Source organism: Treponema sp. OMZ 805 (assembly GCF_050937395.1).
In the GTDB taxonomy this organism is placed as follows: domain Bacteria; phylum Spirochaetota; class Spirochaetia; order Treponematales; family Treponemataceae; genus Treponema.
Window position 1 is genome coordinate 331429 of sequence record NZ_JACCLP010000001.1, and the last position, 23621, is coordinate 355049.

At 42.2% G+C, this 23621-nt stretch carries 26 protein-coding genes; 19 read left to right on the plus strand and 7 right to left on the minus strand.

Translation table 11 applies throughout. The features are described 5' to 3' along the window. Nucleotides 1-97 precede the first annotated feature (97 nt). The 11 genes from HGH47_RS01490 to trhA all read left to right on the plus strand — a co-directional run bounded on the left by HGH47_RS01490 (nt 98) and on the right by trhA (nt 9395). Nucleotides 98-580, plus strand: a complete 483-nt coding sequence (locus tag HGH47_RS01490) for a GerMN domain-containing protein (RefSeq protein WP_432909858.1) — start codon at nt 98-100, stop codon at nt 578-580. Nucleotides 581-647: 67 nt separating this feature from the next. Beyond that, on the plus strand, nt 648-1715 hold the full coding sequence (locus tag HGH47_RS01495; RefSeq protein ID WP_212565067.1) for a flagellar filament outer layer protein FlaA: 1068 nt from the start codon (nt 648-650) through the stop codon (nt 1713-1715). Nucleotides 1716-1782: 67 nt separating this feature from the next. After that, entirely contained in the window at nt 1783-3015 is a 1233-nt protein-coding gene (locus HGH47_RS01500) for a RelA/SpoT domain-containing protein (RefSeq protein WP_212566587.1), read from the plus strand. A gap of 48 nt (nt 3016-3063) precedes the next feature. After that, the gene (gene rpsT, locus HGH47_RS01505) at nt 3064-3336 is read left to right on the plus strand and encodes a 30S ribosomal protein S20 (RefSeq protein WP_212565066.1); all 273 of its coding nucleotides are present in this window, start codon (nt 3064-3066) and stop codon (nt 3334-3336) included. Between the two features lie 255 nt (nt 3337-3591). Next, on the plus strand, nt 3592-3930 hold the full coding sequence (locus HGH47_RS01510; RefSeq protein WP_432909862.1) for an HU family DNA-binding protein: 339 nt from the start codon (nt 3592-3594) through the stop codon (nt 3928-3930). Beyond that, the gene (gene lnt, locus HGH47_RS01515; protein WP_212565064.1) at nt 3917-5554 is read left to right on the plus strand and encodes an apolipoprotein N-acyltransferase; all 1638 of its coding nucleotides are present in this window, start codon (nt 3917-3919) and stop codon (nt 5552-5554) included. The genes HGH47_RS01510 and lnt overlap by 14 nt, the downstream gene beginning before the upstream one ends. Then, the gene (locus HGH47_RS01520; RefSeq protein WP_212565063.1) at nt 5551-5958 is read left to right on the plus strand and encodes a bactofilin family protein; all 408 of its coding nucleotides are present in this window, start codon (nt 5551-5553) and stop codon (nt 5956-5958) included. Before lnt ends, HGH47_RS01520 begins: the two co-directional genes overlap by 4 nt. Then, a complete protein-coding gene (locus HGH47_RS01525; protein WP_212565062.1) occupies nt 5958-6470 on the plus strand; it encodes a CinA family protein in 513 nt (170 codons plus the stop codon). Before HGH47_RS01520 ends, HGH47_RS01525 begins: the two co-directional genes overlap by 1 nt. Nucleotides 6471-6763: 293 nt before the next feature. After that, a complete protein-coding gene (gene rho / locus HGH47_RS01530) occupies nt 6764-8395 on the plus strand; it encodes a transcription termination factor Rho (RefSeq protein ID WP_212565061.1) in 1632 nt (543 codons plus the stop codon). Between the two features lie 72 nt (nt 8396-8467). Further along, a complete protein-coding gene (rpmE, locus tag HGH47_RS01535) occupies nt 8468-8671 on the plus strand; it encodes a 50S ribosomal protein L31 (RefSeq protein WP_016524023.1) in 204 nt (67 codons plus the stop codon). 73 nt (nt 8672-8744) lie between these two features. Then, complete coding sequence (gene trhA, locus HGH47_RS01540) at nt 8745-9395, plus strand: PAQR family membrane homeostasis protein TrhA (protein ID WP_212565060.1); 651 nt, start codon at nt 8745-8747, stop codon at nt 9393-9395. Nucleotides 9396-9648: 253 nt separating this feature from the next. On the opposite strand, the gene HGH47_RS01545 is transcribed toward trhA, so the two are convergent. The 3 genes from HGH47_RS01545 to HGH47_RS01555 form a co-directional block, all read right to left on the minus strand. Continuing rightward, entirely contained in the window at nt 9649-10722 is a 1074-nt protein-coding gene (locus tag HGH47_RS01545; protein ID WP_212565059.1) for an NAD(P)H-dependent glycerol-3-phosphate dehydrogenase, read from the minus strand. A 92-nt stretch (nt 10723-10814) separates the two neighbouring features. Continuing rightward, a complete protein-coding gene (locus tag HGH47_RS01550) occupies nt 10815-11330 on the minus strand; it encodes a nitroreductase family protein (protein WP_212565058.1) in 516 nt (171 codons plus the stop codon). Nucleotides 11331-11406: 76 nt separating this feature from the next. Beyond that, the gene (locus HGH47_RS01555) at nt 11407-12345 is read right to left on the minus strand and encodes a phosphodiester glycosidase family protein (RefSeq protein WP_212565057.1); all 939 of its coding nucleotides are present in this window, start codon (nt 12343-12345) and stop codon (nt 11407-11409) included. 131 nt (nt 12346-12476) lie between these two features. Between HGH47_RS01555 and HGH47_RS01560 the strand changes: the two genes are divergently transcribed. The 8 genes from HGH47_RS01560 (at nt 12477) to HGH47_RS01595 (ending at nt 18376) form a co-directional block, all read left to right on the plus strand. Further along, nucleotides 12477-12647 (plus strand): hypothetical protein, encoded by a 171-nt coding sequence (locus HGH47_RS01560; protein ID WP_006188141.1) that lies wholly within the window; start codon nt 12477-12479, stop codon nt 12645-12647. A 290-nt stretch (nt 12648-12937) separates the two neighbouring features. Then, on the plus strand, nt 12938-13540 hold the full coding sequence (locus tag HGH47_RS01565; RefSeq protein WP_212565056.1) for a phosphoribosyltransferase: 603 nt from the start codon (nt 12938-12940) through the stop codon (nt 13538-13540). 7 nt (nt 13541-13547) lie between these two features. After that, a complete protein-coding gene (locus HGH47_RS01570; RefSeq protein WP_212565055.1) occupies nt 13548-14438 on the plus strand; it encodes a hypothetical protein in 891 nt (296 codons plus the stop codon). Nucleotides 14439-14506: 68 nt separating this feature from the next. Further along, entirely contained in the window at nt 14507-15133 is a 627-nt protein-coding gene (locus tag HGH47_RS01575) for a ribonuclease HII (RefSeq protein WP_212566586.1), read from the plus strand. A gap of 465 nt (nt 15134-15598) precedes the next feature. Further along, complete coding sequence (locus HGH47_RS01580) at nt 15599-16075, plus strand: pyridoxamine 5'-phosphate oxidase family protein (protein ID WP_016524014.1); 477 nt, start codon at nt 15599-15601, stop codon at nt 16073-16075. Between the two features lie 13 nt (nt 16076-16088). Next, on the plus strand, nt 16089-16556 hold the full coding sequence (locus HGH47_RS01585; protein WP_016524013.1) for a hypothetical protein: 468 nt from the start codon (nt 16089-16091) through the stop codon (nt 16554-16556). A gap of 19 nt (nt 16557-16575) precedes the next feature. Further along, on the plus strand, nt 16576-17403 hold the full coding sequence (locus HGH47_RS01590; RefSeq protein WP_016524012.1) for a CPBP family intramembrane glutamic endopeptidase: 828 nt from the start codon (nt 16576-16578) through the stop codon (nt 17401-17403). Between the two features lie 382 nt (nt 17404-17785). Continuing rightward, nucleotides 17786-18376 (plus strand): histidine phosphatase family protein, encoded by a 591-nt coding sequence (locus HGH47_RS01595; protein ID WP_212565054.1) that lies wholly within the window; start codon nt 17786-17788, stop codon nt 18374-18376. A gap of 674 nt (nt 18377-19050) precedes the next feature. On the opposite strand, the gene HGH47_RS01600 is transcribed toward HGH47_RS01595, so the two are convergent. The 4 genes from HGH47_RS01600 to HGH47_RS01615 form a co-directional block, all read right to left on the minus strand. Next, nucleotides 19051-19830, minus strand: coding sequence for an outer membrane lipoprotein-sorting protein (locus tag HGH47_RS01600; RefSeq protein WP_016524010.1), 780 nt, complete (start codon nt 19828-19830; stop codon nt 19051-19053). A 72-nt stretch (nt 19831-19902) separates the two neighbouring features. After that, nucleotides 19903-21237 (minus strand): ABC transporter permease, encoded by a 1335-nt coding sequence (locus HGH47_RS01605; protein WP_212565053.1) that lies wholly within the window; start codon nt 21235-21237, stop codon nt 19903-19905. A gap of 20 nt (nt 21238-21257) precedes the next feature. Further along, nucleotides 21258-22790 (minus strand): ABC transporter permease, encoded by a 1533-nt coding sequence (locus HGH47_RS01610; RefSeq protein ID WP_432909874.1) that lies wholly within the window; start codon nt 22788-22790, stop codon nt 21258-21260. Nucleotides 22791-22830: 40 nt separating this feature from the next. Beyond that, nucleotides 22831-23583, minus strand: a complete 753-nt coding sequence (locus HGH47_RS01615; protein WP_016524007.1) for an ABC transporter ATP-binding protein — start codon at nt 23581-23583, stop codon at nt 22831-22833. Nucleotides 23584-23621 lie beyond the last annotated feature (38 nt).

Consider the following 23621-nt stretch of genomic DNA (forward strand, 5'->3'; position numbering starts at 1 on the left):
ACCGCGAAGAGGTTCAACTCTGGTTGAACAGCCTCATTTTTCTGTGGGGATTTTCAAAAAATATCTGATGCGATTACCCTGATAGGTAAGGTATGAGATGAATTTTTTTACAAAGCCGAGGCTGATATGCCGGCTGCTGCTTAGCGTAATTGCCGGAGTGTTGTTTTTATCGTATATGACGAGTTCTAAACAGGAGCGTACGCTTTTGTATTTTCAACAAAGTGATGGCGGCATCGGTATTGAAGAACGATATTTGCCGCCGTTGTCTGAGTCTGAGTTTGCCGTATCGTTAGTGAATGAATTGCTGCTCGGTCCTGCCGATCACCGTTTTTTACGTTTTGCCGATCCCGAATTACGCCTTCGCAGTTGTTTTGTGCGTGATAATGCATTATATATCGATTTTCCTGCACAGGTTTTAACGCCGGATATTAAGGCTCCGGACTTTCATACCGTCTATACATTGCTGCGGAAGAATATTGCGGTAAACTGTAAAAATATCGGCGCCGTTTATTTTTATATTGACGGTGTGCCGGCCTATGTAAAAAATTATCATAGTTCAACCGATAATAAAAAGAGTTGACAAGAATAAGTATCTTTCGTATACTTATCAACAACAGGGCATTCTTAACAGGAAAAGGAGCTTTTGAATGAAAAGAACAAGCATACTTGTAGCGATTGCACTTCTCTTTATTGGTGCATTTGCGGTTGCTGAAGAAGCAATTTTGGTTGACTTTGCGTTATTGAACGCAGATATCCTTGCGGATAAGAACGGTGCTATGACTCAGAACCGCAGAACGGTTATGGATTATGCGACCGTCGCAGGTTCTACCTACACCGATGAGCAGAAGGCTCTGATGAGAACATCTCTGGCTATCGGTCAGTGGGAAGTCGTTTTGAACTCATCTTCTCGCAATCCGACTGCTGTTGCGGTTTCTCATGCTACTGAAGCAAAGGTAAGCGATGAAGCGAAGAACTTTGCCGGTCAAACCATGATGGGTGTCCGCATTGAGTTCCCTCTGTGGGCGCATAACGCGAGCGCAACAATCGAGCCTACTTTCAATATTCCCAGCTATGAACCACTTGCGCAGGTTGATGATCAGGGAAATATTCAGGAAGCAACCGATGAGGAAAAAGCTTCCGGAAAAGGCCGCTTTGAAGACGGATACGGTGTTGTACGCAATACCGGCGTTATCAAGTCTATTGCGGTTAATACTTACGGTATGAATTTCCCCCATGGTCTTTACGTACTTATTCGCAACGAAAAGAATGAAGTAAAGCGCTATTTCATGGGTTATCTGCTGTTTGACGGATGGAAAGAGCTTGTATGGAATAACCCTGCATATTTAACGGACGTGCGTGCCCGTGAGACTCGGCTCTATCCGGTATATCCGAAGTCACTTCCTTTCAGCGCTTTTGAAGGGTTCTTGGTTACTCGTGATGCAGCGCATGACGGTGGTCCTTTTGTCGGTTACTTCAAAGACGTTAAGCTTATCTATGATAAAGCTGTGTTGAACACCGTCCGCGATTTTGCTGATGAAGATATCTGGGGTATCCAGACAAAGATGAACAACGAGCGTATGCAACTTGAAATGTCTCGCTTTGGTCAAACACAAGTTCTCCGCTTCTTAGAGCAGGAGAAGATGGCGACCGAAGCAGGTTTTACTCCTTCTGAAGGTTCTGCAGCAGCAGGAAATTCAACAGAGGCTGCAAACTAATAATGCATTAGTTGCTTAATACAAATAGGCGGTATTGAATACCGCCTATTTTTTTGCTCTGAGTTTGATTATGTCATTTAATACTGTGTGGATACCTGATAAAAATCAATTAAAAAAGCAATATAACGATTATCATGCACATTTTGTTGTTCTGTTAAAACGTCTTGAAGATTATCTACGTTCAATCGTTAAGGTGTCTGCACTGCCTGCGTATAAAACGCGGGTAAAAAGTTTTGACAGCTATTATGAAAAGTTATTAAAATTTCCGCCTGCCGATCCGTCAATTAAATTTCCTGTTGTAACCGATTTGATTGGAATTCGGATTGTATGTCCCTTTTTGCAGAATCTCGGGGAAGTAGAAAATATCTTAGTAAAAAATTTTACCGTTAAAGAAGTTGAGCGAAAAGGTGCCGACCGTACTTTTCGGGAATTCGGTTATGAGTCTACTCATGTTTTAGCTGATATTCCTGAAAGTTTTACGGTAGGACTACTATTGCCTGAGAATCTGATCTTTGAAGTCCAAATTAGAACGATTTTACAGGATGCGTGGGCGGAAGTTGAACATGAGCTGATTTATAAATTTGAATTTTCTCCCTTTGATTTTCCGCTTAAACGAAAGTTTGCTTCAATTAACGCGAGCCTCAGCCTCGCGGATATACTCTTCCAAGAAATTAGAGATGCTCAAAATAGTTTGAATACGGAACTTGATAAGCGGCGTGAACAGTTTTATTCGCGTGCCGACGAATTCACAAAGGATCTACTCGGTGATTCTTCAGAGATTGAGGAAAAATCCAATGAGGGAGTGATGAATATTTCCGCTTTAGAAACAATCGATAGTATGATTTTCCATGCTATTAGAGCGCATAATCGTGGAGATTTTCCAACAGCGGAAACGTTGTACACTAAGATATTAAATCAAAAACCGAATGCATTGGTTGCATCCATTGTCTATAAACATCGCGGTATGGCTTTTTTTGCTCAAGGTGCATATAAAAATGCATATAAGGATTTTTCTGCCAGTCTTGACGAAAACCCTAAGAATTTCCGCTCGTATTATTATGCAGGTATCGTATTGATGATGATGGATAAAAATTTAGAGGCAATTACGATGTTTACAAAGTCGCTTGAAATAAACGGATATCAAGCCCACGTATATTTTAGGCGCGCACTAGCTTATTTTCAAGAGAATCAACTTATTCCAGCTTTGCATGATCTTGATAATGCTTCCGCACTCGGACTCCCGTCAGAAGAAGAAAAGAAATTAAGGGAAGCTATTGCAAAAAAGATCGATATGGTTTAATATCACTAGTCTGTATTATATGCTAGCAATTTTATTGGAGGTTTTTAAATGGCTAATAATGCATCTGCTATAAAACGACATAAACAGAGTGAAGTACGTCGTATCCATAATAAATCAGTGAAGTCGGCAGCACGGACATGTGCTAAAAAGTATACGCTGGCTGTTGTTGAAAAAAATGCAGAATCTGCTATGACGTTATTAAAAGAACTTGCGCATCAGCTCGATAGTGCTGCTCGGAAGGGAATTATTACAAAAAATGCCGCTGCACGAAAAAAGTCCCGTATGCAAAAGTTGTATAATGTAACTTTTGCACAAAAATAGCGTATTTATCTTTTTACATTTTCATTGTCCCTTATCCTTTTTTGACTTTATCAATAGAAGTACGGAAGATGTTATTGTTTGTGTTTCTATTTGCCGGTGTAGGCGATGGTAATTAGGATAATGGGAATATGATATATAAATGACATCTCCTTACGCTTCTGCCTTTTTAAAACAACAACCGGTTTGGCTGTTTGCACTGTTATTTGAAAGGTTGCTTTTAAGAGAAAATTTTGTATTCCATCTGGAAGGTTAAAGATGAGTAAACATAAACAAGTAAGTAAACAAACAAAGACAAGCATTGTTGATGCAATTTATAAAAAAACAGATCACATGTTGAAGGATATTCATTCGATAAGCGATTTGTTTTTTTCGGAAATGTTTGAAGCTTTGCAACGAGGTGAAACAATAGAAATTCGCGGTTTTGGTACGTTTTCAGTACAATTCCGTAAGGGGCGAAAGGGAATGCGAAATCCCAAAACGGGTGAATTAGTGAATACTACGGATCATTCGGTGGTCGTATTTCGGCCGGGAAAGATATTGAGCGCTGCTGTTCATCCGATTGTAGGGGAGAAAGTACCGAATGCAAAGAAGTAGAAAACTTGCCTATTGGGGTGTTAATGTCGCTCTACTTGTAAGTTCTTCTGCTCTTTTTGCTTTTTCGCAGCCCGGTTTTTTAGTTTCGACAGGGTTGCCATTCCTTGCCTATATTATTTTTATCCCACTTCTCATTTTAGTCCGTAGAATTTCGCTCCCTTCTTCTTTTTTGTGGGGCGGAGTTTACGGCGTACTTAATTATTGTATATTCAGTTATTGGTTATGGGGCTTTCATCCGCTTGCAATGTATATTGTTGCGCTGGAATATTTTTTTTATTACATGCTCACGATTCCACTGCTTAAATTGGCTGATATCTATTTTCCCCGATACGGTTTTATCGTACAATGGCTCATTTGGATTGGATATGAGTACATTAAAACACTTGGGTTCCTTGGCTTTTCTTACGGCTTGGTCGGTTATTCACAGTGGCAGTTTATACCCCTCATTCAGATTGCATCGATTTTCGGGGTATGGGGTGTCTCTGCGTTAGTCTGCTTTCCATCTGCCTGGATAGCTGCCGGAATAAAACCGCATTGCAAGGAGCCGGTGCAAAACTGGTTCCGTGAGTTTCGTACATTTGCATATCGGGAGCGTGCCTCTGCGTTGATTTGGTGTCTCTGTGTCATTGTAGCATTGATTTACGGCGTGTCCGTCCAGCGGGATTACAAAGATGCCCCGACGGCAAGTATCGCACTTATTCAGCCGAACTCCGATCCATGGGTAGGAGGAATTGAGGCGTATAAAAGAGATTTTAAAACGCTGAAAACACTGTCGGATCAGGCCATCGCCGATAATCCGAAACTTGCACTTGTCGTATGGCCGGAAACCGCTTTTATCCCCCGTATCGATTGGCATTATCGGTATCGTGAAGATCGAAATACCTTTGAGCTTGTACATGAGCTTTTAACCTATCTTGATACGAAACCGGTACCGTTTTTAATCGGAAATGACGATGCCGTAAAAGCGCCAACCGGTGCGAGTATAGAAGATCGGCTCGATTATAATGCTGCTTTACTATTCCGCCCTAAGGAGAACGTATTTCCACCGCAGCCCGAGCAATACAGAAAGATGCATTTGGTACCCTTTACGGAGCATTTTCCGTACAAAAAAACATTTCCTGCTATTTATGACGCATTGCTTGCGAATGATACTCATTTTTGGGAAAAAGGAACCGAGCCAACAGTTTTTTCGGTGAACGGATTGAACTTTTCCGTTCCAATTTGCTTTGAAGATACGTTCGGTTATATTACGAGACGTTTTGCGCGTCATGGAGCAAGGTTATTTGTCAATATGTCAAATGATGCATGGGCGAAAAGCGTTGCCTGTCAATATCAGCATTTAAGTATGAGTGTATTTCGAGCTGTAGAAACCCGCTTACCGATGGTGAGGGCAACTGCATCGGGTCAAACCGCGGCAATTAGTCCGCATGGGCATATTACTGCGATGCTTTCGCCGTTTATCGAAGGATATATATGCGTTGATATTCCTGTGTTTACAACAAACTCGAATACATGGTATGTGCTTTGGGGCGATGTTTTAGGGTTTATAGCAGCAATAGCGGCTGTCTGCCTCTTGATTATCGGCTCGGTACGGGCTATACTCAATCATAGGAAAGCTGCATGAAAAAAATCGATAAAGAAAAAAAACTAACCGTTTTAGGGAAAGAGACGGTATTTGACGGTTTTTTGAAATTTACTGAAGACCTGCATATCCAAGGTACTTTTTCGGGTGCTATAGATGCGCAAGGCTTTTTATTAATAGAAAAAGGTGCAGTTTGTAAAACTCAGTATATTAGAGCCGCTTCGATCGTTATTGAAGGTACTGTTTACGGTTCTTTAACTGCTGCCGATAAGATAGAGATGAAAGCCGGTAGCATTGTGCATGGGGATGTCCATGCAGCCCGTATTAAGATTGCAGACAATGTATCATTTGAAGGTGCCGTACAGATGATACGAGACAATGCCGGAATTGATGCGAATCTCTTTTCCATGTCTCCCGAACAACTCAAGCAAAAGCTGCGTAGCTAATGTTTCCACAAATTCATTATATATTTGACGAGCTAAAACGTAAGAATCTTTTTCTTGTAACGGCTGAATCGTTAACAGGCGGCTTAATTGCAAAATACATTACGGATGTGCCCGGCGCTTCCGAAGTTTTTTGGGGCGGATGGGTAACCTATTCGGAGCAGGCAAAGCATCATCTGTTAAATGTTCCTGCCAAAATTTTGGAAGACTTTGGCGTGGTAAGTATTGAAACCGCAGTTGCAATGGCAAAAGGAGCCTTAGCCATTGCTTCGGATTCTTCGGGCAAGAAGGGTTATGCTCTTGCAGTAACCGGACTTGCGGGACCTGACGGGGGAACTCCAAAACTGCCGGTGGGGACGGTGTGTATTGCCTGTGCGAGTAATGAAAATGCTGCTTTTGTATATTCTGAAAAGTATCTGTTTAGCGGTGTGCGCGATGCGATTCGTGAACAGACCTATACTGCTGCAATGCAAATGCTATTGCAGCAATTAAAAAGAGGTTGCCAAAACCGATAAGGTTATAGCATCCCCTTGACAAGAGAAAAAATAACAAGATAAAATAAAGGAGTTGCCGACTAACTCTGATATGAGGATAATCGGCGGTAACTTTGGCATTTCTTATTTCGCAATAGCTGATAGTATTTAAAAAAGTTTATTGCGGAATAGACGGAAACACTCATGCTTTCTAATAAAGGCTTTTTTATTTGAAACAGTGTTTTCTAAACCAACTTATCAAAGCTAATCTTTCTTAAAGAATACTCCGTATCTTCTTGATATTTTTTAATTAAAATTTACTATGGAGAAATTTTATGACAATCTTAAAAGTACGCCGTTCGCCTTTTACTGCTGACGGAGCCGCTCCGGATTTTTCAGAACAGCCTGAGTTGAATCTTGAGCAACAAGAGGCCGCGGGTACCGTGTCCTCTGAAACCGAAAGGTTTATACATGAAACAGACAATGGTGTAGAACATCCTGCTGCACCCGATGAATCGTCTGAAAAAAAATTAGTAGTACGATCTCGTATGCGTAGAAAATCAACCGGTGAGGGAAGTGTTCCTGAGGGAGAGAAAAGACCGCGCCGCCAATCTTCTATGCGGAGAACCTACAACCGAACGCCGGATTCCGCCGCTATAGATGGAAATAACGGTTCCGAAGACAATGAAAACAAACTGAAACTGGTTATCAATGACTTAACACGTATGGGTATGCATGCCTTGCGTGATTTGGCGGCACAGTACGGTATACCGCATGAAGATATGGTTGCGATGAAGAAGCAGGAAATTATCTTTTTTATCCTGAAACATCATACCGAAAACGGCGGCATTATTTTTGCCTCAGGCGCTTTGGAAATTCTACCCGATGGTTACGGCTTTTTGCGTTCGCCGCAGAATAGCTATTTATCAGGTTCCGACGATATTTATATTTCGCCGAGCCAGATTCGCTTGTTCAACCTTAAAACGGGCGATACCGTATACGGGCAAATCCGCTCACCTAAAGAAGGAGAACGCTTTTTTGCCCTGCTACGGGTTGAGTCGGTAAACTTTGAAGATGTATCCATTGCTCAAAGCCGCATTCCTTTCGATAACCTTACCCCGCTGTATCCCCGCCAAAAACTCAATCTGGAAACAACAAGTGAACTTTACTCAACCCGCATTATGGATTTGTTTTGTCCGATCGGAAAAGGGCAGCGTTCTTTGATTGTCGCTCCTCCTCGCACCGGTAAGACAATTCTAATGCAGCAAATCGCGAATGCCATAACGCAAAATCATCCTGAAGTATATCTCATCGTTTTGCTGATTGATGAGCGTCCGGAAGAAGTTACCGATATGGAGCGGACAGTCCACGGTGAAGTTATCTCGTCAACCTTTGATGAGCAGGCGACAAGGCACGTTCAGGTTGCAGAAATGGTACTGGAAAAGGCGAAGCGGCTGGTTGAGCATAAAAAGGATGTGGTTATTTTGCTCGATTCCATCACACGCCTTGCCCGTGCGTATAACCAAACGGTGCCGACTTCCGGTAAGGTGCTGTCCGGCGGTGTCGATTCAAATGCACTGCATAAACCCAAGCGCTTTTTCGGGGCTGCCCGTAATATCGAAGAAGGCGGCAGTTTGACTATTATTGCTACCGCTCTGATAGAAACCGGCAGCCGTATGGATGAGGTTATCTTTGAGGAATTCAAAGGAACGGGTAATATGGAAATCAACTTGGATCGCCGGTTATCCGATCGCCGTATATTCCCAGCAATCAATATTAAGAAGTCAGGCACCCGTAAAGAAGAGCTTTTGATTAACGAGGCTGATTTGCAGCGAATTTGGTTGTTACGAAAGGTCATTAACCCGATGGATGATATCGAAATTATGGACTTACTTCTTGACAAAATGAAGAAAAGTAAGAATAATGAGGTGTTCTTGAAATTGATGAATTCCGGAACCATGCAATAATACGGCTCTGGCTGATTGATGCTGAAATGGTAAGTAGTGCTCCTTTTGGAGGAGTGTGTAAGAGGTGTTATAATGAAAAAAGATATTCATCCCAATTATGTAGAAACAACGATTACGTGTGCATGTGGAAATGTTATTCAGACCCGTTCTACAGAGAAAGATATTAAAGTTGAAATTTGTTCTGCTTGTCATCCTTTCTTTACGGGTAAACAGAAGTTGGTAGATACCGCCGGACGTATTGATCGCTTTAAGAAACGCTACAATATTAAAGACTAAAAATCCGTTATTCCATAGAATTAAAACACTAAAACGGATAGGTTTTAGTGTTTTGTTTTTTATAGGGGCGATGATGGCGTATATGATTACAAAACGATATACAACCGGTGAAGAAATTGTCAATGCAATAACACATGGCATTGGAACCTTGCTTTCGATTGCCGGTTTGGTGCTCCTTATTATCCGTGCCGTTCATTATGCGCCTGAGGAATATAGAGCGCGGTGCATTGTCGGGTTTACAATATTCGGATCTTCGTTAATTATTCTCTATTTGTTTTCTACACTCTATCATGCTTTACCGCTCGGTACAAAAAAGATATTCGGCATATTCGATCACTGTTCAATTTATATCCTTATCGCCGGTACTTACACAGCTTACTGTCTTACTGCGCTGCGGGGAGCGGTCGGATGGTCTATCTTTGGCGTTATTTGGGGATTAGCCGTAGTCGGTATTGTGCTCTATGCGATATTCGGGAGCAGAGTGCGCGTGTTATCGGTTGTTACCTATATTCCGATGGGGTGGCTTATTATATTTGCTGCAAAGCCGCTTAAAGAACAGCTCCCTCTATTAAGCTTCCGTTTTTTGATTTTAGGCGGTGTACTCTATACCGTCGGCTGCATTTTTTATGCAATGAAAAAAATAAAATGGATGCATGGTGTGTGGCATCTCTTTGTACTCGCCGGAAGCATCATGCACTTTTTTTCTATTTATTACAGCATATAGTGTCTGGTGTGGTGCAAGAGTAACCGCACCAGATATTTCAAGCGGCTGCTTTCCTTTTGCGCAAAATTTTGGATAAAATTTTGCGCAGTTTATTTTTAGAAGAAAGGCAATTGCATCAGACAAATAGATAAAATCGCGGAATAAATAGGTTAGGCAACCATTTGAGCTGCATAGCAGCGAAACTCTGGTTGAACAGCCTATTTATTCCGTGGAATATTCAAGATAGTGTCTGATGCAATTGCCTTGTATGCGTTTAATTCTTTGTTCCATTTAAAAGATTTTCGATAAACTCCGTCGGGCATAATTCTTTGTTCAAAATTTTGTAGAGTCCGGTGCAGAGCGGCAGCTTTAAATCGTATCTTACGGCGATCTGACTAAGGTATGCGCATGCGACGATGCCTTCCGGTAAATAGCCGATAGTTCCGATTCGTGCAATAAGGTCATCGATGCCATTAAACGTGTCTAAGGCAGCTGCGTTGATGATTCCTCGACCGAATTTGCGGTTTCTGCCGTATTTACTTCGGCAGGTAACATCAAGGTCCCCGATCCCCGAAATCGATGTGAATGTTTCCGGATGTGTTGCGCCCATTGCTCTCCCGATAATCTGAATTTCATTTAAGCCGGCTGCCAATAAAAGAGATTCTGTATTGTCCCCGAAAAAGTCGGAGTGTTCGGTTAGTGCATCAAGCATACCGAATGCAATGGCAATTACATTCTTTGTCGCTGCGCATACCTGTACGCCTACGATATCAAGACTGGAATATACCAGAAGGCTGCGCGATTTAAGGATTTCGCGGCACCGGATGGAGCTTAAGGGATTCTTTGAAGCGGCAATGAGGCCGGTGAGTTTTCCTGCAGCGACCTCTTCTCCGTGGCTCGGACCCGCGACATAGACGAGGTGATCCCGATAAAAATCGGGCAGTTTGTTTTCAAGGGATTCGATGATTAAGTGTGGCTCTCCGTGTTCATCAGGAATAAATCCTTTGGTAAGCACTGCGATGAGCGGATATGACTGTGTACCGGTATCGATATTGAAAGGAGAAATCGTTAAGAGCTGATTTACGGCATCCATTAAATAGAGGGAAGGACTTGCTAAAAAAAGTACCGCTGCATCTTTGCATACTTCCTGCATATCGGTATCGGCAGAGATTGTTGGCGGTAAGACGTAATTCGGTAAATGCTTTTTATTAATATGCTCGGTATTGATGCTTGAGCATACATCCTCACTCCGATTCCAGAGCATAACGCGATGTCCGTTTCGACCGAGTGCGCAGGCTATTGCCGTTCCCCATGACCCCGCACCGAGAATAGCGATTTTTTCATTCATAATACATTTTCCTGTCGAGAACTCTAAAAAATTGGACAAGGTTTTAGCAGCTCGTTGTGGGAACTCCTAAAACCTCAGTTTTTAGAGTTGATCTATTGTATAAACTCTACCGGTTCCGTTCGTTCTTTCGGCGCCGGTTTTTCTGCAGGATATCCCAACGCAACAAAGCCGCATATTACATGATTTCGCGGGATATGGAAGGAATCGAGTATCTTTCTGATTCCCGGTTCATTGCATTTATCGCGTAATTGATTTATCCAGACCGCACCTAATCCAAGAGATTCCGCTGCTAAATACGTATTTTCGATTGCGCAAGACGAATCGCATTGGCCGTATATATCATCCTCAGTAAAGCTGATCAAGAGAATGGCATCGCAGTCGTATATATGGTAATCGCTGCGGTTATGCACTTTTGCGATCGCCTGTGCAAGTTGTTGAATTTTTTCCCGATTATGTACAACCGTAAATTTTCGCGCTTGTCTGTTTTTTCCCGTTGGAGCCGCTTTTGCACAGTCGGCAATAAGTTTTAGTTTTTCATCTTCAATTCTTTGATCGGTAAATGTGCGTATGCTTACTCGCGTTAAAATTGCATTGATCACTTCATTCATACGAGCTACCTCCGTATTCTCTCTATTTTACACCGTTTATAAGATAATGGCAAACCTTAAAATTGAACCGACCTCATTATTCAATAACAATACCGATGTTACTTGCAGTACGGATATGGATATTCAAGTTACGAGTGGGAGATACAATGCGCTGTTCTCCGTTTTCCTGTAGAATCAACGAACTTGAACTGCCGCCGTCAAGTTGAAGCGCATCGTCGGATCCTAATTCCCGCATCAGGTTTGCAGTTTCTTCAAAAGAAAGCCCCTTGCTTTTCCGTTTGTTTTCCCCTTCTACCGCTACGACGAAGAGTGTTTTCCCGTTATCGGCAAGGCCGACGGCAGTTCGTGAATCGCGGCGGTGAAGTTTTTGAGGTAATACGCTGCCGTTCCGAAGGATTGTCCAAAATCCCCCCACTGCATGGCGGACACTTGCCGATAGGACATCTTCCGTTTGAGAATCGATAATACGGGCAGTTTTATCCGCATAAAAAAGCAGTGCGCCGTAGCGTTCGTTTGGCATACTCATCCGCCGGAAATCCGTAACATGAATGCCGACGATAGTGCGGTATAGGCTGAAAAGCAGCGATCGCGTTTTGAATGGAGCGGCATTAAAAGCAACGATTGTATTGTGCCTTGATGCAAAATCCCGGGTCGTTTCTCCGCGGATACGCCCTCGGTTGTTTGTAAAGAGAGCCGGTTCCGAAGTTATAACGGAGATGGACGGATTGAGTAAATCTATTTTTACAATATGGACTATGAGCGGGAGCTGAGAATCATGTATATCGGCTGCTTCAATACCCGGTGATAGAGGATGCCAGCGTATTTCTTCCCGAGTGATAGGCTGATACGGCGTATCCGTGTAGGTGGTAGGAACAGTTGTGCATCCTGAAAAACACCAAAGACAGCACGCCAATATCAGCAGCGGGAATACCGGAAGTGTGCCTTCGGAAAGTTTTTGCTTATAGTGCACTCGTGCCTGTACAGATTGGAGAAACGCCGGATAGTTTTGTAACATAAAGCGAGTATATCATAAAAGAGAATAGATTACAAAACCTGAGTTTTCAGGGACTGTTTTTCAGGGACTTGACAGCCCGTCATAAATTTTCTATATTAGGGGACGAAATTTTTCATGAGGAGGCTTGAGGTATGGCTGGTGCAAGTAAAAACTCCCGTACTGCTGTCGCTACGCAGAAGTTTAGCTGTCCGTGCGGCGGTGAAGTTGTGTTAAAAACAATGGTTGAAAACGGAAAAATAAAAAATATCGCTGAATGTGCAAAATGTCATCGTATTGAACGTCGACCTAAAGATTTTAAATAGTCTTGCAAATACACTGAGATTTAGAAAGCTGCTACCGAATATAACGGAGGCAGCTTTTTTTATGTGCTTTACCATGCAATAATTCGGTGGATGATTTATCATACGTATTTAAATCTGATAGTTGAAACGTCTCTTGAATAAGCAGTTTGAAATCGTTATACTAAGAAAATGAGAGCTTTATTTCCTATCACTATTAATTTTCCTCAAAATTGAACAACCATGTTGACATGGCTGCGATTGATGTATTCGGATTTGGAATAAAGTCTACATTGTAAAGCAAGGAAGAGATTATGAGCAAAGAATTTTTACCCTATGATACGGTTCGTAATAACGGGTTCCGTTTGGCACGCCAAATTTGGGAGGATGGTTTTATTCCTGATGTGATATATGTTTCACTACGAGGCGGTTCATCTTTGGGGAATGCCATTCATGAATGGTTTAAGTTAGTGAATAAAGATGTGAAGCCTATTTTGTATGCCGCTGTCGTTGCTCATTCTTATTCCGATGCCAATCAACAGTCAAAGATGATGATTGACGGATGGACATATTCACCGGAACATTTGCGGAGCGGTGATAAGATATTGTTGGTCGATGATATTTTTGATAGCGGTGCTACAATCAATTATCTTGTGTCGGCTTTTTTGGAAAAAGGTATTCCACGGCGTGATATAAAGATAGCCGTACATGATTATAAGGTTTTCCATAATAGGAAGAGCAGCGAACCTATTCAGCCGGATTATTGGTGCAGAAAACATGATATCCATTCCGATAAAGACAGCCGGTGGATTCACTATATGAGCCATGAACTGACCGGTTTAACTCCAGAGGAACTTGAAAAGCACTACTATGCGCAATATCCCGAATTGCGTGAAATTTTTAAGGGTGTTTTATAAAAAAACAATGCATAGGAATAGTAAGCCGCTATTTTGCTTTTTTATTTATTTTCTCTGTTCTCTTTCCCTTTTTGCTGCGAAAAATGGTTTAGCCATTTATGTAGATGCTACCGCCAAAACAACTGCTGAAAGAGGTACGTCTGATAGTCCGTTCGGCTCTCTTGAACAAGCAGTTGCAGCAGCCTATGACCGGATAAATCGGCAAGAAGCTCCTGTAAAAAACGGTAAACCTGCACCGGTTTCTGTTTTTCTTCGTTCCAATGTGTATGTTGAAGAAGCTCTATTTCTTACCGTTCCGATTAAGATAATCAGCGAGAATGCTCCTGTAATTACGTTTGGAGAAAATGCCGGTTTTGTTGTTGAACATACTTCGTTGGAGATACAAGGGTGTTCGATAAAGCGGTCGGAACGGTTTACCGAACCTCGTACTGTTCCTGTTTTATACGGTTCAAACGCTTCCGTTACGCTGAATAAGGTTGCAATTGATGTACGAGAGGGTGGCGATGCAGTGATTCTGCGGGATAGTCGTATGTCCTGTACCGACACGTCTTTTACTTCCGAACAAAGTGCGCAGGCTGTATTGGTGCGTGCTAAAAAAAGTACCGTGTCCGCGCTGCGTAGTACTTTTTCGGCATCGGGATTAATGGTGTTATGTTTTGATTTTGTAAAAACACAGTGTACGCTGACTGATACAGTTTGTAGTCTTGCTGCGCATTATACCGGAAGACTGGCTGAGCTTACCGGTTCAACCGTAAAAGTGCGAAAATTGCAATGCTCGTATACCTCGCCTTTATTTGAAATGATGGATGCGGCCGTCATTGCCGATAATGCTTCTAAAGTCGAATTGCCGGAATCTGTTGAATTAACCGGATTTGAGGAAGCACTTGTTCGTAGATAACGCATCATAGAGATAAATGCGCATCGTGGCGGGGACGGTTAAAATAAACAGAACAGGAAAAATACGTGATGTTGTTTTGCGGTATTGATGAAGCGGGGAGGGGAGCGTTGGCAGGTCCTGTATACGCTGCCGCTGTTATTTTGCCCGCTTCCTTTGATGTTTCTATATTGGATGATTCAAAAAAGCTATCCCCGAAGCGACGGGAAATCGCGCGGACAGCTATTCTTGATGGTGCATTGTATTGGCAGATTGCATCGGTTCCTTCAGAACAAATAGATAAAATCAATATTTTACAAGCAACGCTTGCTGCAATGAAGGAAGCGTTTGAGGCTCTATTTGCACAGTATGGGCGAAAGACTTCAAATGCGCTTGCCGATAACGAAAAGGATTTAACGGTTATTGTTGACGGTAATCAACTGCCTGATATTGGCGGTAATTTCAAACTTATTGCGGAGCCTAAGGCTGACGGGCGGTATCCGTGTGTGATGGCTGCTTCTATTCTGGCTAAAACCGAGCGGGATCATCGTATGATGGAATATCATAAACAATATCCGCTCTATCGCTACGATCTGCATAAAGGCTATGGGACAAAACTGCACCGATCTCTTATCGGGTTATACGGCGCTTCACCTATCCAGCGGCAGAGTTTTAAGTTCAAAAATGTTCCGTCTAATCTTACAGCTGATCATATATAAGGTGATAGCTTTGCATTTTAAAAAAAACCTCGTATGTTAAGGTATTTCTAAACTTTCCGATTCTTATTTTGTTTTCTCGGTTGTTGTCGTATCCTTTTTAGCTTCTGTCGGCGACTTCTGTAAATTTTTCTGGAGTCTGCTTTGTAGTGAGGGAAGTCTCGGTTTTTGATACTGCACAATATAGAATACAAGATTTAAGTATAATATAAGTAGTACAGTAATGATAATCACTTCGGGAGAAATAACCACATTCTTTATCAAGGTAAAAAGTTGTGAGAAGCTCATATTAAAGGCATCGGCAAAAGTACGGATAACTTAAGATATTGATACTTGTGCAGAGAGTTTAATGCCCTGATGTGCTGCGCTGGGGTATTGATTTCTATATATAACGGATCGTAATGAGTTGGTAGATAGGTAGCGGATATGTGTGTTTACGGTTATAATATGTAACAGAGAGGTTTGTTTATGAGAAGAGCTGACAGAGAAGTAACAGATTATCAACAAATAAAGTCGATTATTGAACAGGCAAAGGTGGTGCATATCGGAATGATCGATAATGACCGTCCGTATGTAGTACCGATGCAGTATGGTTTTGTATTTGCCGACGGTACGTTGACTCTCTATGTGCACTGCGCAAAAGAAGGTCGGAAACTCGATATTCTCAAAAAGAATCCGTGTGTTTTTATTGAACTTGAAACGAATGTTGCAATTGTTTCAGGCGGCGGTATTCCGTGTAAATACGGTTCTGAGTATGCAAGCGTTATGGGAGACGGAACAGCGGTCATTGTTGAAGATGTTGCGGAAAAGATTGTGGGATTGCAGCTTATGATGAAAACTCAAAGCGGCAGAGACTTTGAAATAACCGAACAGATGGCAGCATCGGTTACGGTGCTGCGTATCGATGTTCCGTGTGTGACGGCAAAGAGCAGGGCTAAAGCTTAAAAGGAGAATCTCTATGTGTGAAGAGTGTTATGTAAACGAAAATAGAATTACCCCATTGCTTAATCCTGTAGACTGTTTGGAACATCATACACAATATATTTGCGGGACATGCGGACGGTGTATTTGTATTGATCGTGATCCAAAACGTGGATTACAAAGATGGAATTTCCCGTTCAAGTCATTGGAAATTGCAAAGCTCTATTTACGGACAGCGGATTATACGAAAAAACAATCCTGCGGTATTTACGAAATAGAAAACAGTAATGGGAAAAAATCCTATAAAATTTTTCCTTCATATAATGATGTGTTGTTATTTTTAAAGAAACACAAAGACAAGCAATGCAAGCACACTGTACCTCTTTTTACCATCGGAGAATATAAAGAGTATCCGCATACACAGGTACGCAAGTTAACTGCTGCAGAAGTACGGCAATACATGAGTGAGCGTGAACACTCAGAAAATTGGAATGTAGAAGCATAAAATGTGGAGAAAATAAGAGATGACGAAAATCAATAAATCCTTGTTTGCCGTACTCGTGATTTATATATTGTGCTTTATATTCCGATTTATAGAGTATTTTATTATTCGTACGGATCAAACATTTTGGGGAGAGGCATTTTTACACAAACTTTTAGGGATAGTTGTTTTATTCATAGCAGCTAAATTATATAACTTTAAAGCGCAAGATATCGGATTTAATAAAAATAGAGCTGTAAAATATACATTGATGGGATTGCTGTTTGGAATTTGTATATATGTATTAGCTTATAGTATAGAGATTGTTATAGCTGTTTCAAATAAAAATTTTCAGTCATTACAATTATATGTCAGTTCTTATTCTGTAGATAAAAATATAGGAAATCAAACTTCACTACTCTTTTTTGTAATTTGTATTATCGGGAATATCATTAATGTGATTATGGAAGAAGGGATATTCAGAGGCCTGTTTACAAAAATGCTTGAGAAAAATCATACATTTTTTGTATCTGTGCTTATTACTTCTGTTTTGTTTGGGTTATGGCATTTTATCGGACCTGTAAGAAACTATTTTGACGGCAGCAGCAGTATTGAAGGTATGTATGTAAATATTATTCTGTTGGTTACTGCTTCCGGATTTATCGGATTTAAATTTGCTTTATTAACAAAATTGACCGGCTCTATTTATATGGCAATGGGTGATCACTTTGTAAATAATACAATCATCAATATTTTTCATATTGTTTCTTCTACAGGATGTGATGAATTGATGTTTTTAAGAATTGCAATTGCCCAATCCGTGTCATTTATAATTGTTCTATTTGTCTATCTGCATAAAAAAAGATTGTAGTTAAGAACTGTGTATCCCATCATTCATTGTACAACATTGGCGGTACAGTAGCGATTCTGTTGATTAAGCAGTTGCTATTTTTTACAAAAGGCAGTGTTTCAAATGTTTGATTTTTCAGCATATTGATTAAACAACATGCCGTATCAGTTGGACGACCTGTTCCTTTTCCTCATATAAAATACTGCAAATCATTTTTTAGATATGTCCTGTTATCTATCATTGACTTTTTACACTCTTTTTCATACCATTATTATCTCGTTCTAATAGATTCTAACAGAGCTTATTCTGTTACACTGACTATCTCCGGTAGTGCTGCACAAAGATTAATCCTCAACACACACAAAGCACACTGTAGCGGGAACATATGAGGTTATGCGCCATAATGCTTATTTTGATACGACATGCACACGTGCTTTTTAATTGGGAAAAGAAATATACGGCTGAGGGCTTTGCTAAGGCGCAGGCTGAGTATGATAAAGCACCAATAGAACAGATACGAGATTCTCAGCTTCGGTCTATCAGAGATGGATTACCGGAGCATTTTGAACTTTATACGAGTACGTTAAAAAGAAGCATTGACACGGCGGCACAGCTCTTTCCTGATAAAACACCGATACAATTGCCGGAGCTTTCGGAAATACCGATTTATTCGTATCGAGATTCTGATAAGCCGCTTTCTCTATGGCGATGGCTATTCTGGGGACGAGTGCAGTGGTTTTGTAACAATCCGCGGCAGGAAAGAACAAAGCAGAAAGTCGAGCATGAAATCGAAGCATTGATGTCTATATTTATAGAAAATAAAAATATGGTGATTGTAGGACACGGATTTCAGATGCGGACAATGTTGAGCATACTTGCACGACGCTATCCCGTTCAAAAACCGATGCATATAAAAAATTTGGATAGAGTGAAATGTTTTGTTTATGAGAAAGATCAACAGTATTTGAGTTTTCTGAGAACAAGTGGTATCTAGCGAAAAACTTGCGACTGTTTAATACCACCGCTGTACTTGGCAAGTTCAAAAATTGACCTCCTTGTCAATTTTTGAACGCGAATTTTGGCAAAGCCAAAATATCGCTATTGCTGGGAACCACCGCCGTCCGTGGCGCTGTTGACCAGTGTACGTCCGTGTACACTGGTCAACGATAAGTTTTTCTAACGAAAAACTTACTACTGAGTAGAACCACTGCCCTCCTTGGCAGTTTTGATACGTTGAGGATTAATTTGTGCGCAGTAACGAAGTAGATGTACCTCTCCAGCGCTTTTGCAAATAGCCTGTTGAGAATCGTACATCCTTGTACGCTTCTCAACGACGAGATTTGTGCATAACACAAATCTCGCTACTGTTTATAACCACGGACATCCTTGTCCGTTCTGAAATTGCTAGGAGCCTAGCCGAAATAAAGCGGAGGCACGCCACAGAATGTACGTCCTGTACATTCTGTGGCTACGAGTTTAGCCTTACGTCTAAACTCGTTACTGATTTACTCCCCCGCCATCCGTGGCGGTTCTGCCCCTCCAGCGCGTTTGGAAATAGTGGTACCGGATACAAGGCGCGAGCAAAAATAAAGCGGAGACGTACTTGCTGTACGTTGAGCATTTATTTTTGCGCAGCAACGCAGTAGATGCGTCGTATATTTGCAAAAGTTAATTGATCTTTTCAAGATAGGCCTTCGTAAACACCACATCCGGAATTGCAGAGGTGTCAAAATCGGAGAGTATCTGCGTGGTTTTTTCGCCCTTGTTGATTTCGTTAATATAGATGGATTGAGCAGCCCAGTTATAATTACCGATTTTGACATATTTCGGGATCAGCGTCGTGCGCATGAGGCGTCCGCTTGAGCCGTAGCTTTCGATTTTTAAGATAAGAGGATCGGTTTTGCGCACGTAGTATTTTTCTTGTGCATACCGCGCATCGGAGAGCAACGCTTTCAGCATTACTGTATAGACCTCAAATTTACCGAGCTTCGCTTCTCCTATATCCATAATTTCATACGTCCGTCTAAACTCCGACCGCTTCTTTACATCAGAAACGCTTGCGTCGGAATCTCCAATTGCACGCTTAAGCGACGAGTGTGTAAATTGATGTGAGGTAGGATCATACACCCAGAGATTATTCTTTTCCTGCATGTAGCCTGTTCCCTTATCCGCTTCAGGCGCAAGCTGTACAAGCGTCGTTTGATCTTTTGTATCGCGCCGGAACAGTTTAAACTGATGAGCGGATTTTGGCTCATTCGGTTTTTCGATAATGAGCGAAAGCGTACAGGTTATGTCTTTATCAAAGTTACCCGCTGAGTACTGCTTTTCCAAAATACCGTACATCTCTTCCGTGCTTGGTATTTGCGCTGAAAGCGAGAGCGGCAGTACACATAAGACCGCAGCAAAAAACACTGCGGCATGTTTTTTTATCATCATTTTGTAGTTCATCATATTCTCCTCTTAATAAATTCGAGATGCGTTTTTCTGTTTAAATCATAGGGAACCTTCATTATATCCTGATTACTTGCTCGACCGCAGCGCTTCCGCAGGGATCATGTTGGCTGCACGGATTGCAGGGCCAAGTGCTGCAAGAATTGCCAGACACGCGGTCAGTAAGAATTTCAGACAGATAACAGTCGGCGACAATATCCACAAGAAATGCCCGTTTGTGGTGAGCATACTGAATACTGAGTCAATCGATATGGGGATAAAGCTGATAATCTGCATAACGAGCAGTGCAAGCACAAAGCCCGCTGCGGCGCCGATAACCGAAAGAAAGCCTGCCTCCGCAAGAAATAAAAGGCTCACCTTCCCTCTGCTGACACCGCAAGAACGCATGGTGCCGATTTCCCCCTTCCGCTCATGTACCACCATCCTGAACGTATTGGAAATACCGATCATCGTAACGAGCAGCAATACCAACAGCACACCGAGACTGACCCACTGTATCGTCTGTGAAAGCGTTACCATCTGCGGCGCAAAATCGTAGAAGGTCATAACGGCGTATTTTGTTCCGTCCCACTTTCCTTCATTCAACTGCCGCAGCAGTTCCTGCCCGGGAGAGGTTGGGTTAAACTGCGCCGCCAGTTCACGGCTGGTAATGGGACCGTATTCGGCAAGGCGCTTTTCAAAAATGGACGCAACAGCATCTTGCTGGTTTTCATCTTTCAAGAAAATACCGAACAGAGCAACACACCCTTCGGGAATTTCGGCAATTTTATTGAGATAATCGAAGTTCGCATAAAACTGTATTTGATCAAACTGACTTTGATCTTGATAAATGCCCGCTATTTGAAATTCCGCAACCGTTGCCTGCCCGCTCAATGTTGTCGTTTCGTAGAGGATCACATCATTCAAAGCGACATTCAGCGCTTCGGCGGTTTTTTGAGGGATAAAAAGAGCGTTTTCTATGGTTACATTCTCCCATCCACCTTCTTTAAACGCAAAACTGTTGCGTAAGGCTTCTTCCTCATCGAATTTGCAGCCTGCAATTTTAGCCGTCAACTGATTTCCGGCAAAAATCAGCGTGCCGTAACGCTGTGCACGCACGGTTGTATACAATGCATCAATTTTTTCTTCTTTGATGATTCTATGCACAAGCTCAACGCTTTCGGGAGGAAGGTATTCATTCGCCTTATCATCTTCTGTCTTATCCGCTGCCTTCTCTGCCCCGGTTACATAGACATGCCCGCCGATGATCTTTGCAATCTGATATTCCAAGCTTTTACGGGCGCCTGCCGACAGTCCGTCGATCAGTGTTACAATCAAAAACGCAAATACAATTGCGATTACTAGCAGCGCACTGCGCCGTTTTTGTCTATTTAAATTCCGAAATGCAATCTTTAATATATTCATAATCTTTCCTTAACAATGCTTTACTTGTTGAGAGCTTCCAACGGGCTGATCTTGAGTGCCATACGCACCGGATACCAGTTTGCGATAAGACCGGCTGCAAGCATTGCGTTGAGCGTGCTCACTATTGCAGTAAAGGATACGGCTGTTTGCAGCTTATAGCCGCCGAACAGCGTTGCAACGGTATCATTTGAAAAACGGATTCCTAAGGCGTTAAAGATAAGACCGGCGATAACCGCCAAGACAATACCGCAGGCTGCCCCGATAAACGACAGCAAAAACGATTCCGTATAAAAAAGTCGCCTGACAAATGACTTCTTTGCACCGATTGCCCGCATCATACCGATTTCTGCTGTTCGCTCCATAATGGAAACAACGAGTGTATTCATAATGACGACAAGTACGACAACCGCCAATAATACCAACACCACTATCATTAATACTTGGGTTATCTTAATCGCGGCCGCAAATTGCGACATCGCTTTATCCCACGGGAGTGCCTGCGCTAAAAGTCCCTCTTCTTCAAACCATTTATTCAAATCCGCAATCGTCTGCGCTGTTTTGCGGGAATCCTTCAGCTTTACCGCCGTAAAGTGCCACGCATCGGTATCCGCCATATTGAGCTGATTGCGCAGCTCGGTACTGCCTAAAATACCTTCCACGTCGGCAGCGGTTTGTCTTTTTTCGGTAACCCGTTCCGCCTGTTCGGTGATTCCAACGGTATCCTCCGAAAACAGTTCGTCTTCCGATTTTTCCGACAAACTTAAATCGATATTTTTCGGAATTTCCGTAACGGTACGCGCACCCATCGTTACGCCGGCAAGCATACGTGCACTGTTGATGTCCGCATAGAGGATGGACTGTACCGCAGTGTCAGGATGCGCGAACGTAAAAAAGCCACTTACCCGTACTTTTCGCAGCTTTGCTTTTTCACCGAAGCTCATCACCACCACTTCGTCGCCGACATGTAGTTCCCGTTCATAGTATTTTTCGTACTTTTCTTTTATTTTCTCAGGCAGCATAATAAACTCCGCGCTGTCCGAATCGGGAAATGCGCCTTCATACACCTTAATCGTCTCAAATGTTTTTTTATACGAAGAAGGTTCGATACCGAGCGTAACCGCATACGGCATATACGAAAAGTTCTCACCCTTAGGTTCCCACGTGTCGGAAAGATCGGCAGGTTTAAGCATACCGTAACCGGTAACAATCCCCCGCGTATACACAGCTGTTTCCGGCATATCATGTAATTTTGCCTCTATTTTTTCGAGCTTCGATAAATACGGCATCGTCGGCAGCTTTCCCGTATTCACCTTCTTAAAGGCTCCGGCAAGTGTAACGTACACGTCTTTATCCGTCGGCTTACCGGTGATAAAAATATCTCCGCAGAAATCGCTTTCGCATACGTTCTTTGTCTGCTGCTCCGCGAAGTTCAGTACACCGAGTCCCAGCACCACCAAAAAGCTGCCGAGTCCGATCAAAATCATAATAATCAGCGTCTTTGTCTTATGCGAAAAAAGATTTTTTAACGCCAACTTAAAAATCGTTTTATTCATTGCATCCTCTTCAATTTAATTCATAATTAAAAATTCGTAATTATGCATTAACCTTCGTGTCCTCGACAACGTTTCCGTCTAAGATTTTGATACGGTGGTCGGTCATATTGACGATTTTTGCATCATGGGTGGAGAAGATAAAGGTCGTGTTAAATTCACGGCTCATGTCTTTCATCAGACTGAGGATTTGATCGCCGGTTTTTGAATCGAGGTTTGCAGTGGGTTCGTCCGCAAGCACCAATGCAGGTTTTGTAACCAAGGCACGGGCAATAGCAACACGCTGCCGCTGACCACCTGAAAGTTCGTTCGATTTATGGTGCGTCCATTCGCTTAATCCGACTTTTTCGATGAGGTGTTCAATCCATTCCTTGCTCTTTTCTTTGCTTTCCTTGGCCTTACCGAACAAGAGCGGAAACTCGATGTTTTCGTATACGTCCAAAACAGGAATCAAGTTAAAGGACTGAAAGATAAATCCCAGATATTCATGGCGCAGCTGAGTGATCCGCTTATCGAGCTTCGGTGGAATTTTTAATCCCTTGTTTTTCCGTTTGGAAAGAGATGCAAAGTCTTTTTCTTCATAAATTGTTTCTCCGTTTATAATAAGCTCACCGGAGGTCGGGGTGTCGATCAGTCCAATCATATTTAGCGTAGTGGATTTCCCCGAGCCTGATGGTCCCGAAATGGAAACAAACTCTCCGCTGTCGATAGAAAAGTTAATTCCTTTTACCGCTTCTACCAAAACCTTCCCTAAGGGATAGGTTTTGCGCAAATTCTTAACTTGTACAATGGTCATATATAATCTCCTAAATAAATAGACAATGTTGTGAGTGA

Bases quoted from the DNA above. Each gene is read 5' to 3' on its own strand.
- rpsT (WP_212565066.1), top strand. From the start codon at position 3,064: ATGGCTAATAATGCATCTGCTATAAAACGACATAAACAGAGTGAAGTA.
- rho (WP_212565061.1), top strand. From the start codon at position 6,764: ATGACAATCTTAAAAGTACGCCGTTCGCCTTTTACTGCTGACGGAGCC.
- HGH47_RS01575 (WP_212566586.1), top strand. From the start codon at position 14,507: ATGTTGTTTTGCGGTATTGATGAAGCGGGGAGGGGAGCGTTGGCAGGT.
- trhA (WP_212565060.1), top strand. From the start codon at position 8,745: ATGGCGTATATGATTACAAAACGATATACAACCGGTGAAGAAATTGTC.
- HGH47_RS01610 (WP_432909874.1), bottom strand. From the start codon at position 22,790: ATGAATAAAACGATTTTTAAGTTGGCGTTAAAAAATCTTTTTTCGCAT.
- HGH47_RS01595 (WP_212565054.1), top strand. From the start codon at position 17,786: ATGCTTATTTTGATACGACATGCACACGTGCTTTTTAATTGGGAAAAG.
- HGH47_RS01555 (WP_212565057.1), bottom strand. From the start codon at position 12,345: ATGTTACAAAACTATCCGGCGTTTCTCCAATCTGTACAGGCACGAGTG.
- HGH47_RS01525 (WP_212565062.1), top strand. From the start codon at position 5,958: ATGTTTCCACAAATTCATTATATATTTGACGAGCTAAAACGTAAGAAT.
- HGH47_RS01580 (WP_016524014.1), top strand. From the start codon at position 15,599: ATGAGAAGAGCTGACAGAGAAGTAACAGATTATCAACAAATAAAGTCG.
- HGH47_RS01615 (WP_016524007.1), bottom strand. From the start codon at position 23,583: ATGACCATTGTACAAGTTAAGAATTTGCGCAAAACCTATCCCTTAGGG.
- HGH47_RS01520 (WP_212565063.1), top strand. From the start codon at position 5,551: ATGAAAAAAATCGATAAAGAAAAAAAACTAACCGTTTTAGGGAAAGAG.
- HGH47_RS01585 (WP_016524013.1), top strand. From the start codon at position 16,089: ATGTGTGAAGAGTGTTATGTAAACGAAAATAGAATTACCCCATTGCTT.
- HGH47_RS01565 (WP_212565056.1), top strand. From the start codon at position 12,938: ATGAGCAAAGAATTTTTACCCTATGATACGGTTCGTAATAACGGGTTC.
- HGH47_RS01560 (WP_006188141.1), top strand. From the start codon at position 12,477: ATGGCTGGTGCAAGTAAAAACTCCCGTACTGCTGTCGCTACGCAGAAG.
- HGH47_RS01550 (WP_212565058.1), bottom strand. From the start codon at position 11,330: ATGAATGAAGTGATCAATGCAATTTTAACGCGAGTAAGCATACGCACA.
- rpmE (WP_016524023.1), top strand. From the start codon at position 8,468: ATGAAAAAAGATATTCATCCCAATTATGTAGAAACAACGATTACGTGT.
- HGH47_RS01600 (WP_016524010.1), bottom strand. From the start codon at position 19,830: ATGAACTACAAAATGATGATAAAAAAACATGCCGCAGTGTTTTTTGCT.
- HGH47_RS01510 (WP_432909862.1), top strand. From the start codon at position 3,592: ATGAGTAAACATAAACAAGTAAGTAAACAAACAAAGACAAGCATTGTT.
- lnt (WP_212565064.1), top strand. From the start codon at position 3,917: ATGCAAAGAAGTAGAAAACTTGCCTATTGGGGTGTTAATGTCGCTCTA.
- HGH47_RS01495 (WP_212565067.1), top strand. From the start codon at position 648: ATGAAAAGAACAAGCATACTTGTAGCGATTGCACTTCTCTTTATTGGT.
- HGH47_RS01490 (WP_432909858.1), top strand. From the start codon at position 98: ATGAATTTTTTTACAAAGCCGAGGCTGATATGCCGGCTGCTGCTTAGC.
- HGH47_RS01605 (WP_212565053.1), bottom strand. From the start codon at position 21,237: ATGAATATATTAAAGATTGCATTTCGGAATTTAAATAGACAAAAACGG.
- HGH47_RS01545 (WP_212565059.1), bottom strand. From the start codon at position 10,722: ATGAATGAAAAAATCGCTATTCTCGGTGCGGGGTCATGGGGAACGGCA.
- HGH47_RS01590 (WP_016524012.1), top strand. From the start codon at position 16,576: ATGACGAAAATCAATAAATCCTTGTTTGCCGTACTCGTGATTTATATA.
- HGH47_RS01570 (WP_212565055.1), top strand. From the start codon at position 13,548: ATGCATAGGAATAGTAAGCCGCTATTTTGCTTTTTTATTTATTTTCTC.